The sequence below is a fragment of the Pseudomonas sp. HMSC065H01 genome (assembly GCF_001815235.1).
Lineage (GTDB): Bacteria > Pseudomonadota > Gammaproteobacteria > Pseudomonadales > Pseudomonadaceae > Pseudomonas > Pseudomonas aeruginosa.
In genome coordinates, this window is sequence record NZ_KV819895.1 from 248,311 (window position 1) to 263,999 (window position 15,689).

10 protein-coding genes are annotated in these 15,689 nt (G+C 67.6%); 2 read left to right on the forward strand and 8 right to left on the reverse strand.

Translation table 11 applies throughout. The annotated features are described in order from the left end of the window. Positions 1 to 6: 6 nt before the first annotated feature. From HMPREF3014_RS17295 to pilG, 8 genes are all read right to left on the reverse strand, one after another. Positions 7 to 513 carry a chemotaxis protein CheW gene (locus HMPREF3014_RS17295; RefSeq protein WP_003106119.1) on the reverse strand — a complete coding sequence of 169 codons (507 nt, stop codon included), beginning with the start codon at positions 511 to 513 and terminating at the stop codon, positions 7 to 9. Continuing rightward, the gene (locus HMPREF3014_RS17300; protein WP_003106117.1) at positions 510 to 1,541 is read right to left on the reverse strand and encodes a chemotaxis protein CheB; all 1,032 of its coding nucleotides are present in this window, start codon (positions 1,539 to 1,541) and stop codon (positions 510 to 512) included. Before HMPREF3014_RS17300 ends, HMPREF3014_RS17295 begins: the two co-directional genes overlap by 4 nt. Continuing rightward, on the reverse strand, positions 1,534 to 8,952 hold the full coding sequence (gene chpA, locus HMPREF3014_RS17305) for a chemotaxis signal transduction system protein ChpA (RefSeq protein WP_023109429.1): 7,419 nt from the start codon (positions 8,950 to 8,952) through the stop codon (positions 1,534 to 1,536). Before chpA ends, HMPREF3014_RS17300 begins: the two co-directional genes overlap by 8 nt. Before the next feature lie 11 nt (positions 8,953 to 8,963). Further along, positions 8,964 to 9,839, reverse strand: coding sequence for a type 4 fimbrial methyltransferase PilK (gene pilK / locus HMPREF3014_RS17310; protein ID WP_023086908.1), 876 nt, complete (start codon positions 9,837 to 9,839; stop codon positions 8,964 to 8,966). Positions 9,840 to 9,899: 60 nt separating this feature from the next. Further along, positions 9,900 to 11,948, reverse strand: coding sequence for a chemotaxis chemoreceptor PilJ (pilJ, locus tag HMPREF3014_RS17315; protein ID WP_003100940.1), 2,049 nt, complete (start codon positions 11,946 to 11,948; stop codon positions 9,900 to 9,902). A gap of 84 nt (positions 11,949 to 12,032) precedes the next feature. Then, positions 12,033 to 12,569 carry a chemotaxis protein CheW gene (locus HMPREF3014_RS17320; protein ID WP_003084590.1) on the reverse strand — a complete coding sequence of 179 codons (537 nt, stop codon included), beginning with the start codon at positions 12,567 to 12,569 and terminating at the stop codon, positions 12,033 to 12,035. 50 nt (positions 12,570 to 12,619) lie between these two features. After that, on the reverse strand, positions 12,620 to 12,985 hold the full coding sequence (pilH, locus tag HMPREF3014_RS17325; RefSeq protein ID WP_003084587.1) for a twitching motility response regulator PilH: 366 nt from the start codon (positions 12,983 to 12,985) through the stop codon (positions 12,620 to 12,622). Positions 12,986 to 13,031: 46 nt separating this feature from the next. After that, complete coding sequence (gene pilG, locus HMPREF3014_RS17330; protein ID WP_003084583.1) at positions 13,032 to 13,439, reverse strand: twitching motility response regulator PilG; 408 nt, start codon at positions 13,437 to 13,439, stop codon at positions 13,032 to 13,034. A gap of 254 nt (positions 13,440 to 13,693) precedes the next feature. Here pilG and gshB point away from each other — a divergent pair, with 254 nt between their 5' ends. Further along, entirely contained in the window at positions 13,694 to 14,647 is a 954-nt protein-coding gene (gshB, locus tag HMPREF3014_RS17335) for a glutathione synthase (protein WP_003100943.1), read from the forward strand. A gap of 146 nt (positions 14,648 to 14,793) precedes the next feature. Further along, entirely contained in the window at positions 14,794 to 15,687 is an 894-nt protein-coding gene (locus tag HMPREF3014_RS17340) for an energy transducer TonB (RefSeq protein ID WP_003162015.1), read from the forward strand. Positions 15,688 to 15,689 lie beyond the last annotated feature (2 nt).

The following is a 15,689-nucleotide window of genomic DNA, read 5'->3' on the forward strand; positions in this document are numbered from 1 at the left end:
GACGGCTCAGATCAGGCCGGCGTCGGCGAGCTTCTCTTCGAGCCCGGCCAGGTCCGGAATCCGTGCGGTTTCGCCGCCGATGTCCACCGCCGCCAGTTCCAGCGCCGCCAGCGGCGCGGCGGTGCTCGCGAGATTGGCGTCCAGCCGCACCGAGCGCGGAATGCCCTGCACCAGCAGGGCGAGGAATTTCACATGGGGTCGTCCGCCGAGGGCGTTGATGACCACCACCCGCGCGCTGCTGCCGAGTACCGGCTGCTGTTCGCCGCTGGAGGCCGCCTCGAAGGACAGCAGCGGCAGGCGCAGGTCGCGCCAGGCCACCTGGCCCAGGTACCACTGCGGCAGGCCGGCGGCGACCTGCGGGTTGCGATAGGCGATCAGTTCGGCCACGGCGACGTTGGGCAACAGCAGGGTGCGGTCGCTCAGCGGCAGGAGCAGCCCGGTGAGGCTGTCCGGGGTCGGGTTGGCTGGGGTGTTCCGGCTCATGCCATCCTGCTCGATCACGGCCTGGTTCATGTTTCGACTCCTGTCGGCGCGCAGCGTGCGGCCAGATGCTTGACCAATGCCTCGGCCAGTTCGCGGGGGCTGGCATTGAAACTGCTGTAACCGGCTTCGCGCAAGCTGTCCGGCATGCTCGAACAGACGCAACTGTCGGCGCGCTGGGTCCATACCTCGCCACCCTGGCGCCGCACGTAGGCGGCAGCGGCGCTGCCGTCGCTACCCATGCCGCTGAAAACGATCACCCCGCAGTCGGGGCCGAACTGCTGGGCCAGGTTGAGCATCATCTGGTCGATGGACGGGGTGTAGGGTTCCGGCCAGGAACGCTGGCTGCATTTCAGTCGCCCGTCGTGGTGGAAACCGAGCTCGTGCAGCACCGGCACCACCATGACCTCGCCGCAACGCAGCGCTTCACCGTCGCGGACGTTCTTCACATGCCACTGGCTGTGCCGGCCGACTGCCTGCGGCAGGTTCTGCTCGAAGCTGGCATCGATGTGCTGGGCATAGAGGAAGCCGATCGGCAGGCCGCCGGGCAAGGCGTCGAGAAATGCCTTCACCGCCGCCGGGCCGCCGAGCGAGGCCGCCAGCAGCCACACCTCGCGGGCCGCTTCGCCGGCCTGCAGCGGCATCGCCGCGAGGTCGCCGGGAATCTCCAGGCGCGGCGGACGCTCCTCGTCGAGCAATGCGCCGAGGCTGTCGCCAACGCCATCACTGGGGTCGCCGATCAAGCGCTTCAGCTTGCCGATCAGCCGCCGTTCCCAGCGCGGGTAATGTTCGGTATGCCGCTCCGGCGCGTGGCCCTCGCCGAACAGCACCGGCGCACGGTCCTGCTCCAGCAGGCTGTCCAGCAGCGGCGAGTCGTCCTGCTGGGTCAGGTCCACCAGCCACAGGTCGGGCGCGCACTCCAGCGCGGCGTCGTCGACCCTGGCCGGGTCGGCGTTGAGCACCACCTCGTAACCATGGCCGAGCAGCGCCTGTTGCAACACGTGGCGCTGCAACGAGGTGTCGGCGATCACCGCGACCCGTGGCGTGGCGCGCTCACTCATGCTGGCCGACCAGGGACTGGATGGCTTCGAGCAGCTCGGTTTCCTGGTAAGGCTTGCCGAGGTACTGGTTGACGCCGATGCCCAGCGCGCGCTCGCGGTGTTTCTCGCCGGTCCGCGAGGTGATCATGATGATCGGCAGGTTGCCCAGGCGTTCGTCGTGACGCACCAGGGTGGCGACCTCGAAACCGTCCATGCGCGGCATCTCGATGTCCAGCAGGAGGATGTCCGGACGGTGCTCCTGGAGCTGGGCGATGGCGTCCACGCCGTCCTTCGCGGTCAACACGTTCATGCCGTTGCGCTCCAGCAGGCGGGTGGTGACCTTGCGCACGGTGACCGAGTCGTCCACCACCATGACCAGCGGCGGCCGCTGCTGCTCGCTTTCGCTCGCCGCCATTTCCTGGCGCAGCGCCAGGCGTTCGCGACGGCTTTCCTGGCCGAGCAGCGCGTGCCGGGAGCGGATGGTCGCCAGCAGGTCGAGGATCACCACCACCCGGCCATCGCCGAGCAGGGTCGCCCCGGAAATCCCGGCGACCCCGGCGAACTGCGGACCGAGGCTCTTCACCACGATCTCGCGGGAACCGGCCAGCGAGTCGACCTGCACCGCCACCGCATGCTCCGAGGAGCGCACCAGGATCACCGGCAAGGGCAGCGACTGGCCGACCAGCTTGGGTTCCTGGCCGTTGTTCAGCAGCTCGCCGAGGTACTTCAGTTCGTAGGACTGCCCGGCGTATTCGAAGCTGGGCGTATCCAGCCCCGCCTCGCCGCGCTGGTCGTAGAGCGCCTCCAGTTCGTAGGGCGAAACCCGCACGATGCCCTCGATGGTGTTCAGCGGCACCGCGTAGAGATCCTCGCCGGATAGCACCATCAGCGCCCGGTTCACCGACACGGTGAACGGCAGCCGCACGTTGAAGCGGGTGCCCTGGCCCGGCTCGGTCTGGATGCTCACCGAGCCGCCGAGCTGCTTGACCTCGGAGTTGGCCACGTCGAGGCCGACGCCGCGCCCGGAGATCTGGGTGACCTTTTCGGCGGTGGAGAAACCGGACTCGAGCACGAACTGCAGCACTTCATGATCGCTGAGGTCGCTGTCGGCGCTCATCAGGCCACGCTCGATGGCCTTGCGCCGTACCGCGTCGAGGCGGATGCCGGCGCCGTCGTCGGAGAGGGTGAGGAGGATGTCGCCGCCCTCGCGGCCGATGTTCAGGCGGATCGTACCGTGCTCCGGCTTGCCCGCCGCGCGGCGCGTCTCGCCGGACTCGATGCCGTGGTCCACGGCGTTGCGCAGCATGTGCTCCAGCGGCGCGACGATGCGTTCGAGGACGGTACGATCCATCTCGCCGTCGGCGTTGCCGACCACGAATTCGACCTGCTTGCCAAGCTCGCCGGCCACCTGCCGGACGATCCGCCGCAAACGCGGTACCAGCCGATCGAACGGCACCATGCGGGTGCGCATCAGGCCTTCCTGGAGTTCGGTGTTGACCCGCGCCTGTTGCAGCAGCAGGGTCTCCGCGTCACGGTTCTTCGCCGCCAGGGTTTCCTTCAGGTCGAGAAGGTCGGAGGCCGATTCGAAGAGTGCGCGCGAGAGCTGCTGCAACTGCGAATAGCGGTCCATTTCCAGCGGGTCGAACTCTTCGTAGCCGGCGCGTTCGGCATCGGCCTGGTGACGCGAGAGGATCTGCGCCTGGGTCTCGGTGTCGAGGCGGCGCAACTGGTCGCGCACCCGCTCGATGGTGGACTCCATCTCGCCGAGGGTGAAGCCGACGTCGCTCACCTGCTGCTCGACCCGGCCGCGGAAGATCGAGGTCTCGCCCGCCAGGTTGACCAGGTTCTCCAGCAGTTCCGCCGGCACCTTCACCAGCTCCTGCGGGGCACGTCGGGAAGCGGCCTCCTGGGCCGCCTCCTGGGCCTTGCGCACGAACGGCAGGGTGGTGGCCGGGGCGGCCGGAGGCGCCGCCTCGGCCGCCATGATCGCGCCAGCCGCCGGGGCCAGGCGGGTCAGCTCGGCCAGCGCGGAGGCCACCGCGCGGTCGGTATCGTCGGCCTGGACCAGCGCCTGGGCGGGCTCGGGCCGCTCACCGGCCTCGTCGTCCTCGGCCAGCCGCTCGCGCAACAGGTCGACCTGCCGCTGCAGGCCTTCCAGCCCCGACTGCGCATCCAGCAGCAGGCTGTCCGGCCACGGCGCGCCCTGTTGCTGCGCATCGGTGAGATACTGCTCGAGGTCGTGGGCCAGGTTGCCCAGCTCGGTCTGTCCGGCCAGGCGCGCACCGCCCTTGAGGGTGTGCAGGATCCGCAGCAGGTCGTCCAGCGGCTGGGCGTCGCCGTTGCCGCCGTCCCAGCGGCCGAGCGCCAGTTCGAGGTTCTCCAGCAGGTCGTCGGCTTCCTCAAGGAAGATGTCGAGGATCTCGCTCTCGTCGGCTGCCGCGCCCTTCGCCGCCAGCGGCTTGAGGCTGACGCTGGTGGGTACGCTCAGTTGCTCGTCGGGATCGCTGCGCAGGCGCCTGATCTCCGCGATCAGCGCCTGCCCGTCGGGCAGCGTGCGGTGGCCACGCACCGCCTCGAGCATCTCGGCCAGCTCGTCGTGGCAGCGCTGCAGCAGGCCGAACAAGGCCGGGCTGGCGCGCAGGCGTCCACCGCAGAGGCCTTCGTAGAGGAATTCAAGCTCATGGGCGAGGTCGCCGATCTCGCCGATCTCGGCCATCCGCGCACCGCCCTTGAGGGTATGCAGGTCGCGCTGCAAGGCTTCCAGTTCGATGGTGTTGTCGACGTCGTCCATCCAGCGCTGCAACGCGGCGGCAGCGCTGTCGAGGATATCGAAGCCTTCCTCAAGGAAGATCTCCACCAGTTCCGGATCGCGCTCTTCGAACGCCTCCGCAGCAGGCGCGGCGGGCTCCTCGACGGCAGGTGCAACGAGTTCCTCGACAGGGCTTTCCGCCTCGCCCGGTGTCGCGGCCTCGGCCACCGGGCCCTGGCGGAACCGGCGGATCGACTGGATAAGGTCGTGCGGGTCGGCCAGGGGCTGGCCGGCGCTCAACTGGTCGAGCTGTTCGGCCAGGCGGTCGTGACAGGCTTGCAGCAATCCGGCCAGTTGCGGGGAGTGCTGGTAACGGCGGTCGACCAGTCCTTCGTAGAGGGCCTCCAGCTCGTGGGCCAGGTCGCCGATCTCGGCGATCTCGGCCATCCGTGCGCCGCCCTTGAGGGTATGCAGGTCGCGCTGCAGGGCGCTGAGCGAAGACAGCGCGCCCGGCTCGGCCTGCCATTGGGCCAGTGCCTGGCCGGCGCTTTCGAGGATGTCCACCGCCTCTTCGAGGAAGATCGACACCATTTCCTCGTCCAGCTCGCGGCCGGGAGCCGGTGCAGGCGCTGCCGGTACGGTCTCCTCGGCAGGCGTCCCGGCCTCTTCGAAGACCGCCTCGGGGAGGGCCGGTTCTTCGTCTTCCGGGGGGAAATCGTCGGCGCCGAGGCTCTCCGGGTCGATGAACGGAACGGCCTCGGCGGCGGGCGCTTCCAACAGCTCCTGCAGGGCCGCGACCCGCTCCGGACGCGGCGTGACCTGCAGGCCGGCGGCGACCTGGTCCATCATCCCGATCAGCGCCTCGTGGGCCTGGCGGGCTTCCTCGAAGAACGCCGGGCTGACCGCCAGGCGGCCTTCCTCGACGGCATCGTAGAGCGCCAGCAAGGCCTGGCAGAGTTCTTCCACCTGTGGCAGCTCGGCATGCCGGGCGCCCCGGTCCAGAGTGCTGAGCTCCTCGCGCAGCGCACTCAGTTCCTGGCGCTCCTGCGGATGCTCGTGCCAGCGCTCGAGCAGGTCCTCGGCGTCCAGCAGGATGTCCATGCCTTCGACGAGGAACGCCTCGATCAGCAACGGATCGCGGCGCTCGCCGGCATCGCTGTAGCGCTCGGCCTCGAGCGAGGCGATGCGTTCCTGATGCAGTGCCTCGATACGCTCCAGCAACGCGTCGCTGCCGGGGATCGGGTTCAATGGCCGTTGCGCGCCGACCTGCTCCAGGCCGATACGGAACAGTTGCTCGGCGTCGTGCAGCAACTCCGCTTCGCGCAGGTCGAAGGCGAGCAGGTTGGACTTGTATTCCTTGACCAGTTTTTCCAGCGGCGTGGCGATCTCCGCGATCGGCAGGATGCCGGCCATGTGTGCGCTGCCCTTGAGGGTATGCAGGGCACGCTGCAAGGCATCGGTGACCGGCTGCGGCAGTTCGCGGGCGCAGTCGGCGAGGAAGCCGACCAGGGCCTCGAGATGGGTTTCCGCCTCGTTGGTGAAGATCTCCAGCAGTTGCGGATCGAGCAGTTCGACGTCGCTCTGCGCCTCGGCAGCGGCCTGCGGCGCGTCGGCCAATGGCGGCGCCTGGACGCCGTTGTCCAGGCTCGACGGCTGCTCCGCCCCGGCTTCCGGCGGTACTCCGCCGTCGTCCGGCGCCGGCGGTTCCGGCAGCGGCTCGCCCTTGGCCAGGGCATGCGCGGTGGCCGCCAGCAGGTCGACATCGTCGCGCTGGCGCTGGGCATTGGCGGCGAACTCCTCGACCAGCTCAGGCAACAGGGCCACGACCTGGTCCACCACTCGCTGAACCGGCTCGCTGGCGGCGATGCTGCGATCGAGCACGCGGTTGAACAGGTTCTCTATCGACCAGGCCAGTTCGCCGATCACCAGGGCACGGACCATCCGCCCGCTACCCTTGAGGGTATGGAAGGCACGGCGTACCTCGGTCAGCGCTTCGCGGTCGTCGTGGTCGGCTTTCCAGGCCGGCAGGTAGCGGCCGATGGTCTCCAGGACCTCGCCGGCCTCCTCGATGAAGACCTCGCGCAGTTCCTCGTCCACCGGTTCCTCGTCGGCCGGCGGTGGCAGCAGGCTGACCGGAACGTTCTGCGCCGGCGGATTGATCGGCTGCACCGGCGCAGCCATCACCTCGGCCAGAGACAGGGCCGGCTCTTCGCTGGCGAGCGCCTCGGCGGCAGGCGGCGCCTCGGCCTCAGCCTCGGGCAATTGCACCTCGGGGAGATCGAGGTCGGAAAGATCCAGTTCCTCCAGGCTCGAGCCCTCCCAGGCGGACACCTCGCCCTCCGCCTCCGGCAAGGCTACATCCAGCGGCAGCGGATCGAGCGCATCGAGAACCAGCTCCTGTTCAGCGGAGCCGTCGAAAGGCTCCAGCGCCGGCAACGGCTCGAGGCTTTCCAGCGGCGCGTCGAAGGACAGCGCCGGCTCCTCCAGGCTCAGATCCAACGTCTCGCCGGCCTGCGCCGGCTGCGCCAGGTCATCGCCGAGCCCCCACTGCTCCGGCAGCGACCAGTCCGCCAGGGCCGCCGGCCCGGAGGCCGGGGCCGCATCGGCGGGCAGGTCGAGGCCGGAGAGATCGATCTCGTCGAGGCTGAAATCGTCCAGGCTGCGGGCAGGCGCCGAGGTCGACTGCGGCTGGCCGCTCTCCTCGACCACATCCGGCAACGCCGGCGGCACTTCGGCGGAATCGTCCAGCGGCAGGTCCAGGGCCAGGTCGAGGGACGGCTCGCCGGCGTCGGGCGCGACTTCGCCAAGGGTCCAGTTGTCGTCGCTGGCCAGCTGCGGGGCATCTTCCCTCGCGGCCTCGGCAGGAGCCGTGTCGGCGGGCGGTTGCTCCGCTGTCTCGGCGACCTCGACGACCGCCTCCGGCCTCTCCGGCTCGGCAGCCGGGGACTCGATGGCAGCGGGCCCGGACAGGCCAGGCTCGGCCGGGGCCGACGAATTCGGTTTCAGCGTATAGCCGAGGTTCGCCAGGCTGTCCTCGGCGACGTCGAGGATCAGGTCGCTCTGGCTGGCATGGTCCTCGCTCAGGCGCTCCAGGTAATACTCGACGCTGGTGATGGCATCGGCCAGGGTATCCAGGCTCTGCCAGTCCGGCACCGCCTTGCGCGCCAGCAGCTGTTCCTGGATATAGCGGTTGCAGGTTTCCAGCAGGGTCGCGGCGCGCTCCAGCGGGATCATCGCCAGGCCGCCGCGGACCTGGGTCAGCAGCTCCGGCACGCGGGCCAGGTGCTCGTGGTTCCACTGCGAGGCGATGAACTCGATGATCGCGTCCTTGGCCTGCTCCAGACCGTTGCGCGCTTCCTTGATCACCAACTGGTGGATCTGCGCCACATCGGTGGTGGGCAGACGGCTTTCCTCGCTGTTGCGCTCGTCGCCGGGACCGGCCATGCCGGCCAGGGTGGCCTCGACGTAGAGCAACGCGCCGGCGACGTCCATCAGGATCGCGTCGCTCGGCTCGCGGCGGCCCTGGGCCAGGGCGTGGATGACGTCCAACTGGTCGAGGATGACCTTGCGCGGTTGGCCGAAGCCGAGTACCGCCAGGGTATCGGCGATCTGCTTGAGCGGCGCCAGGAGGGCGTCCAGTTCCGAGGGGTGGCCACGGTCGCTGCGCACGAACAGGTCGAGGCTGTCCTTGATCCGCACCAGTTCCTCGCACAAGGCACCGACCACCGAACGCATCGCGTCGCGGTCGGGTCCGGCGAGGCGGGCGCGCTCGGCGTCCACCGTCTCGTGGTCGGGCAGCGCCTCGTCGAGGCGGTACTGTTCCTTCAGAGCGCGGATCCGCGGCGACTGCGAAGGCGCCTTGGCCACGTAGAACAGCAGGTTCTTCACCAGCTCGTCCGGCGCGGCCTGGTTCAGGCCGTCGGCGCCCTGCTCGACCAGGCGCTTGAGTTCGCGGTCGAGCTGGCGCAACAGGGTGCGCACCGAGGCGCTGTTGACCACGCTACCGTTGGCCAGGCCCTCGACCAGGCCGGAAGCGATGCTCCACAGCGGCCCCAGCGGTGCCTCGCGGCACAGGCCCTCCAGGCGCGCATAGACACGCGCCAGGTAGCCGAGGCTGGTGGCCACGTCCTGGTTGCGCAGCAGGCCGACCAGGGCCATCTGCTGGGTCTGGCGCAGCTTGCGCAGCAAGCCGCCGAGTTCGTCGGTGCGCAGTTGCGCGATGGCCTCGCCGTCCAGTTGCGGCTGGCGCTGCGACAGGTCGGGCGCGAACAGGCTGGTTTCCGAGAGCAGCTTCTCGCCGCGCGCGGCGCGCAGGTCGTTGAGCAGCGGCAGGACCACCATCGGCAGGTCGCGCCGGGCGGTCTGGATCCGGTCGAGGTAGACCGGCAGTTGCAGGATCGCCTGCATCAGCACTTCCAGGGCCTCGCCCTGGTTCGGCACGCGACCGTCCAGCAAGGCCTGGACCAACTGCTCCATTTCCTCGGCGAGCAGGGCCGCGCCGTAGAACTCGACCATCTGCAGGGTGCCCTGCACCTGGTGCACGTAGGTCAGGCAGAACCGCATGCGGGTCGGGTCCTGCGGGTTCTCGACGAACGCTTCCAGCGCCTGGCGCGCCTGTTTCAGGGTTTCGGCGATCTCGCCTTTCACCCACTCCAGAGCGACGTAGTCGTGCCGGTCACCCATAGCCACTCCATTCATGTGCCTGAGTACCCCTTACGGGTAAAGGCCAGGACCCGCTCGTCGGCGACCGGCTCGAGCTCCGGATGGCTCCAGTCGACCACTTCGCCGACCCCGATCACCAGCAAGCCTCCCGGCGCCAGCCGTTCGGCCAACCGGTTGAGGATCTCGCGCCGTCGCCAGCGACGGAAGTAGATCAGCAGGTTCTGACAAAAAATCACGTCCATGCCGGACCAGGGCGCCTTCGCCAGGTCCAGCACATTCAGCCGGGCGCAGCAGACGCGCTCGGTCAGTATCGTTTTCACGCTGAAGCTGCCGTCGGCCTGGCGTTCGCAATAGCGTTCGACCAGCCCGGCCTCCAGTTGCTCCAGCTTGCGGGCCGGATAGTTCGCCTGCCGCGCCCGCTGCAGGGCGTGAAGGCTGATATCCGTTCCGGTGACGCCGAAAAAATCTTCCCGTTCCTGCCCGCGCAACATCTGCGCGGCGCACATCGCCAGCGAGTAGGGTTCCTCGCCGCTGGAGCAGCCGACGCTCCACAGGGCCCAGGGCCGCGGCATGCCTTCGCGGCGCAGGCGCTCGCCCAGGTAGCGCTCGAGCAGCTCGAAAGACGGGGGATGACGGAAGAAACGGGTTTCCTGGACGGTCAGGCGGTCCAGCAGGGTCGCCCACTCCACTGCGCCACGCGGACCGTCGGTCACCTGGCGGTAGTAGCTGTGGTAGTCGCCGATGCCCAGTTCACGCATGCGCGCGGTCAGGCTGGCCTGCAGGAACGTCCGGCGTTGCTCGTTGAGCACCACGCCGGTGCGGTTCTCCAACAGGACCTGCCAGTCGCGGAACTCCGCTGCCGACATATCGGCCAGCGGCTGCAGTGACCAGACGCCGTTCGCCTGCATGCCGTGCCCCTCGTCCAAGGTGTCGACGCGGCGCCCGCCAGGCGGCCGCCGCGCCTATGCTCAGGCCTGCTCCACGCCCTCCGGCAGTTTGAAGCCGGATACCGAGTTGCGCATCTCGCTCGCCATCTTCGCCAGGTTGCCGATGCTCCGTGCGGTGGCGGTGGTACCGGCGGAGGTCTGCGAGGTGATCTCCTGAATGACGTTCATGGTGTTGGAAATGTGGCCGGCCGACGATGCCTGCTGACGGGCGGCGTTGGAGATGTTCTGGATCAGCGCCGCGAGGGTCTTGGATACCTTCTCGATCTCCTCCAGGGCCACACCGGCGTCCTGGGCCAGGCGCGCGCCGCGGACCACCTCGGAGGTGGTCTGCTCCATCGAGATCACCGCTTCGTTGGTGTCGGTCTGGATGGTCTTCACCAGCGCCTCGATCTGCTTGGTCGCCGCCGAGGAACGTTCCGCCAGTCGCTGTACCTCGTCCGCTACCACGGCGAAGCCGCGGCCCGCGTCCCCGGCCATCGACGCCTGGATCGCGGCGTTCAGGGCGAGGATGTTGGTCTGGTCGGCGATGTCGTTGATCAGGCTGACGATGTCGCCGATCTCCTGGGACGATTCGCCGAGGCGCTTGATTCGCTTCGAGGTGTCCTGGATCTGCTCGCGGATGTTGTCCATGCCGGTGATGGTGTTGTGCACCACCTCGTTGCCCTTGTTGGCAATGGCTACCGAACGTTCCGCTACCGCCGAGGATTCCGAGGCGTTCGCCGATACCTGGTCGATCGACACCGCCATTTCGTTGATCGCCGCCGAGGCGCCGGCGATTTCCTGCGCCTGGTGCTCGGAGGCTTCGGCCAGGTGCATCGCGGTGGACTGGGTCTCCTGGGCCGCTGCGGCCACCTGCACGGCGGTCTGGTTGATGGTCTCCACCAGTTCGCGGAGCTGGTCGATGGAGTAGTTGATCGAGTCGGCGATGGCGCCGGTGAAGTCCTCGGTCACGGTCGCGGCCACGGTCAGGTCGCCGTCCGCGAGGTCGGCGATCTCGTCGAGCAGACGCAGGATCGCGGCCTGGTTGCGGTCGTTCTTCTCGGCGGTCTCGGCCAGCCGGCGGTTGGTCTCGCGCACCATCACCAGGCCGATCAGGATGATCGAGGCCAGGGCCAGGGCGCCGAGGGCGTAACCGGCGAACAGGTTGATGCTGCGCCCGCCGGCCAGGTTCTCGAAGCCGTCGGCCAGTTGCGAGGCCTTGTCCAGCAGGGTCTGCGAAACGCTGAAGATGTTATTCGCCGCTTCCCGGACCTGGAACAGGTCGGGCGAGGTCTCGAGGATCTCGTCCACCGAACCGGAGACGAACTCGAAGAGTTCGGCGATCTCGTTCAGGCGATCCACCGCCTCGGCGTTGGTCACCTTGGAGATGCTCATCGCCGCGTTGCCTTCCTGCATGCCCTTCAGTACGCGGCCGAACAGGCTGGCGTCGCGGCCGAAGCTGTCGGCGGCCTGCACCGAGTTCTCGTCGCCGGCCAGCACCTTGTTCACCGAGCCGAGGATACGTTCGGCGAGCAGCGACTGGCGCTGGGCGACCGCGACCTGGTCGGCCGGGGCACCGTTCTCCAGCAGGATGTCGACCACCTCTTCGTATTCCACCTGCAGCTGCGGGATGGTTTCGGCGAGGGTCGAGGCCACCTGGTGCAGGGACAGTACGGTCTGTTCGCTGGCGAGGATGGAGTCGGCGTTCTTGCGCAGGCCATCCCAGTCCTGCTGCACCACGTCCATCTGCGGCTTCACCGCTTCGGGGCTGGGCGGCAGGGATGTGCTCTCGTCGCCGTTGACCAGGATGTTCCAGCGTTTCTCGAAGTCGTTGCGCGCATCCTTCAGGAGCTTGAACGCCTCGCCCTTGCCCGCCGCCGCTTCGGTGGCGTTCTTCGCGATCCGCTGCGACAGGACGCGCAGTTCGCCGGCATGGCCGATGTACTGCTTGTCATGGTTCGACTGGGTGTTGAGGTAGGCAAAGTTGGCGAACAGCAACACGATCGAGACGATGAGGACGATGAACAGCCCCGCGATCACCGAGCTGCTGCGCATGCCCGCGAAAAGATTGCCTGCGTTGATTTTCTTCATATTTGGCCCCCGCCCGGACCGACCACGATTACGATTTCCATGTCACGACACGGGCCGGCAGACCGGCCCAACCGGTGAAGCTGTTTATACGGCGACGTCGAGGAAGCCCTGGTGTTGCGCCAGCGCATGCGGGCTGAACACCAGCCACGGCTGCTCTCGATGGAAGACGCCATGAATGAAGGGTTGCAGTGCCGCTTCTAGTGGCGGCAGCTGTTCGCTGAAGGTGTCCACCGGGAAGTGCTGCATGCCGAACACCTCATCGACGATGAGGCCGGCGAACACGTCCAGGTGCTCCACCACCAGTACCCGCCGCTGCTTGCGCAAGGGCGACAGTTCGGTGCCGAGGAAACCGCAGAGGTCCATGATCGGCAGCAGGCGGCCACGTACGTTGGCCACCCCCTTGACCCAGGTCTTCACGCCCGGCAGCTGGGTGTAGCGCGGTTCGTGCAGGACTTCGCCGACCTCCCCCATGGGGGCGACGAAGAACCGCCCGCCCATGCGGAAGCCGATCCCGCTCCAGCTCTGCACCGCCTCCTGCTGGGCCGGCAGGCCGGCGGCCAGGCGTCGGCAGCGCTGATCGATGTCGACGAGGAGCTGGAAGGGGGTCTGAACGTCCGACATGCGGGGCCTGGTCTTTCCGGGGTCAGGGTGAGCGATGCGCTGCGACGGGCTCAGCCCGCCAGCACCGCATTGATGGTTTTCAGCAGGGTCTCTTCGTCCACCGGCTTGGTCAGGTAGTCGCGAGCGCCCTGGCGCTTGCCCCAGACCTTGTCGGTCTCCTGGTCCTTGGTGGTGACGATGATCACCGGGATGGCGCTGGTCTCGGCGTCCTTGGTCAATTGACGGGTCGCCTGGAAGCCGTTGAGGCCGGGCATGACGATGTCCATCAGGACCACGTCGGGCTTTTCCTGGCGGGCCAGGGCGACGCCGTCGCCGCCGTTCTCGGCCTTGAGTACCTGGTGACCATGCTTTTCCAGCATGGCGGTCAGCTTGTACATCTCGGTCGGAGAGTCATCAACAATCAAAATACGAGCCATGGGATCCCCATCACGAAATAAGCATCAACGGCCATGCGGCCGGATATCAGGAAACGGCGTCCACCGGGGTGAAGCTGGGTACGTGTGCCTTGATCGCGCCCAGCAGCTCTTCCTTGCTGAACGGCTTGGTGAGGTACTGGTCGGAGCCGACGATGCGCCCCTTGGCCTTGTCGAACAGGCCGTCCTTGGAGGACAGCATGATCACCGGGGTGGACTTGAACGCGCTGTTGTTCTTGATCAGGGCGCAGGTCTGATAGCCATCCAGGCGCGGCATCATGATGTCGACGAAAATGATGTTCGGATGGGTATCGGCGATCTTCGCCAGGGCATCGAAGCCGTCGATTGCCGTGATCACGTCGCAACCGACCTTTTTCAGCAGTGTTTCGGCGGTGCGACGAATCGTTTTCGAATCGTCGATCACCATCACTTTCAAACCGTCGGATTGCTGTTCCATGTTCGCCCTATATCGACTCGGTGAATCATTCTTCTGTGTTTTCTTCAGTGCGCTAACGCCCTGTCACCGACGGGCTGCGACCCAATCGCGGGCCTTTTTAGCACACTCGACGCAACTCTATCCATAATGCCCGGAACAGGCCGGCTTTTTCCTTGACCAAGCGCAAACGGGGCGCCAACCTGAGCGTCAAACCCGCTTGCCACGCGGCCTCCCCGCCGCGACCGGACAACCCACCCCCTTTCGGAGGAATTCCCATGAGCGTACGCCTCGGGATCGTCATGGACCCCATCGCGCGCATCAACTTCAAGAAGGACAGCTCGCTCGCCATGCTGCTGGCTGCCCAGGCCCGCGGCTGGTCGCTGTTCTACATGGAACAGCAGGACCTCTACCAGAAGGCCGGCGTCGCGCGTGGACGCATGCGCCCGCTGAAGGTCTTCAACGATGCCTCCCGCTGGTTCGAACTGGAAGCGGAAAGCGACCAACCGCTGCACGAACTGGACGTGATCCTGATGCGCAAGGACCCGCCCTTCGATAACGAATTCGTCTATTCGACCTACCTGCTGGAACAGGCCGAGCGTGCCGGCGCCCTGGTGGTGAACCGGCCGCAGAGCCTGCGCGACTGCAACGAGAAGTTCTTCGCCACGCAGTTCACCCAGTGCACTCCGCCGACGATGGTCAGCCGGCGATCCGATATTCTGCGCGAGTTTGCCGCCGAGCATCGTGACATCATTCTCAAACCCCTGGACGGAATGGGCGGTTCGTCGATATTTCGTCACCGCGAAGGCGACCCGAACCTCTCGGTGATCCTCGAGACCCTCACCCAGCATGGCAGCCAGCAGATCATGGCACAGCGCTATCTGCCGGAAATCAAGGACGGCGACAAGCGCATCCTGATGATCGACGGCGAACCGGTGCCCTACTGCCTGGCGCGCATCCCCGCCCAGGGCGAGACTCGCGGCAACCTCGCCGCCGGCGGCCGCGGCGTGGCCCAGCCGCTGAGCGAGCGCGACCGCTGGATCGCCGCCGAGGTCGGCCCGCACCTGCGCGAGCGCGGCCTGCTGTTCGTCGGCCTCGACGTGATCGGCGATTATCTGACGGAAATCAACGTCACCAGCCCGACCTGCATCCGCGAGATCGACCAGGCCTTCGACACCCGCATCGGCGACAAGCTGATGGACGCCATCGCCGCCCAGCTGGCTGCCCGCTGAATCGCGCGGGCGGGCCTCGGTCCGCCCGCCTCGGCCCGCCCGATGCGCCACGGCGAGCGACCGCGTGTCCAAGGCGCGGAGTGCGTCATAGACTTTTCCGCCCCCCATCGGCAGACTTCGCCCCACGCCAGCCACCACGATCCGCAATGAACGCCGCCGTCCTCAAGTCCCCCTCCGCCGCTGCCGGCGTCCGCCCGGCGGACCGTTTGGGCTTCACCCTGTTCATCGCAGCCATCCTGCACGTCGCCCTCATCCTCGGGGTGGGCTTCTCCATGCCCGCGCCGAGCCAGATCAGCAAGACCCTGGAAATCACCCTGGCCACCTTCAAGAGCGACAAGGCGCCGGAGAAGGCCGACTACCTCGCGCAGATGAACCAGCAGGGCAGCGGAACCCTGGAGCACAAGGCCGCGCCGAAGACCACCGAGGTCGCGCCGTTCCAGGACAACCAGGTGAAGAAAGTCGCGCCGCCGGCTACGCCGAAGCAGGCCAGGAGCGAAGAGGCGCCCAAGGCCGCGGTGACCACCACCCGCCAGCGCCAGCAGAAGGCACCGAGCAAGACCCAGGCACAGAAGGCCGAGCAGGTCGCCAAGCCGGCGCCGCATTTCGACTCAACCCAGCTGTCGGCGGAAATCGCCAGCCTCGAGGCCGACCTGGCCAAGGAGCAGCAGGCCTACGCCAAGCGCCCGCGCATCCACCGCCTGAGCGCCGCCTCGACCATGCGCGACAAGGGCGCCTGGTACAAGGAAGACTGGCGCAAGAAGATCGAACGCATCGGCAACCTCAACTACCCCGACGAGGCCCGCCGGCAGAAGCTCTACGGCAGCCTGCGGCTGCTGGTGTCGATCAACCGCGACGGCACCATCTACGAGGTGCAGGTGCTGGAGTCTTCCGGCGAGCCGATCCTCGACCAGGCCGCCCAGCGCATCGTCCGCCTGGCCGCGCCCTATGCGCCGTTCAGCGGCGACCTGGCCGACATCGACCGGCTGGAGATCATCCGTACCTGGCGCTTCGAACGCGGCGACCGGCTGTCCAGCAAGTAGCG

Excerpts from the sequence above, each read along its gene's own strand:
- HMPREF3014_RS17295 (WP_003106119.1), bottom strand. The coding sequence starts at position 513 with ATGAACCAGGCCGTGATCGAGCAGGATGGCATGAGCCGGAACACCCCA.
- HMPREF3014_RS17300 (WP_003106117.1), bottom strand. The coding sequence starts at position 1,541 with ATGAGTGAGCGCGCCACGCCACGGGTCGCGGTGATCGCCGACACCTCG.
- chpA (WP_023109429.1), bottom strand. The coding sequence starts at position 8,952 with ATGGGTGACCGGCACGACTACGTCGCTCTGGAGTGGGTGAAAGGCGAG.
- pilK (WP_023086908.1), bottom strand. The coding sequence starts at position 9,839 with ATGCAGGCGAACGGCGTCTGGTCACTGCAGCCGCTGGCCGATATGTCG.
- pilJ (WP_003100940.1), bottom strand. The coding sequence starts at position 11,948 with ATGAAGAAAATCAACGCAGGCAATCTTTTCGCGGGCATGCGCAGCAGC.
- HMPREF3014_RS17320 (WP_003084590.1), bottom strand. The coding sequence starts at position 12,569 with ATGTCGGACGTTCAGACCCCCTTCCAGCTCCTCGTCGACATCGATCAG.
- pilH (WP_003084587.1), bottom strand. The coding sequence starts at position 12,985 with ATGGCTCGTATTTTGATTGTTGATGACTCTCCGACCGAGATGTACAAG.
- pilG (WP_003084583.1), bottom strand. The coding sequence starts at position 13,439 with ATGGAACAGCAATCCGACGGTTTGAAAGTGATGGTGATCGACGATTCG.
- gshB (WP_003100943.1), top strand. The coding sequence starts at position 13,694 with ATGAGCGTACGCCTCGGGATCGTCATGGACCCCATCGCGCGCATCAAC.
- HMPREF3014_RS17340 (WP_003162015.1), top strand. The coding sequence starts at position 14,794 with ATGAACGCCGCCGTCCTCAAGTCCCCCTCCGCCGCTGCCGGCGTCCGC.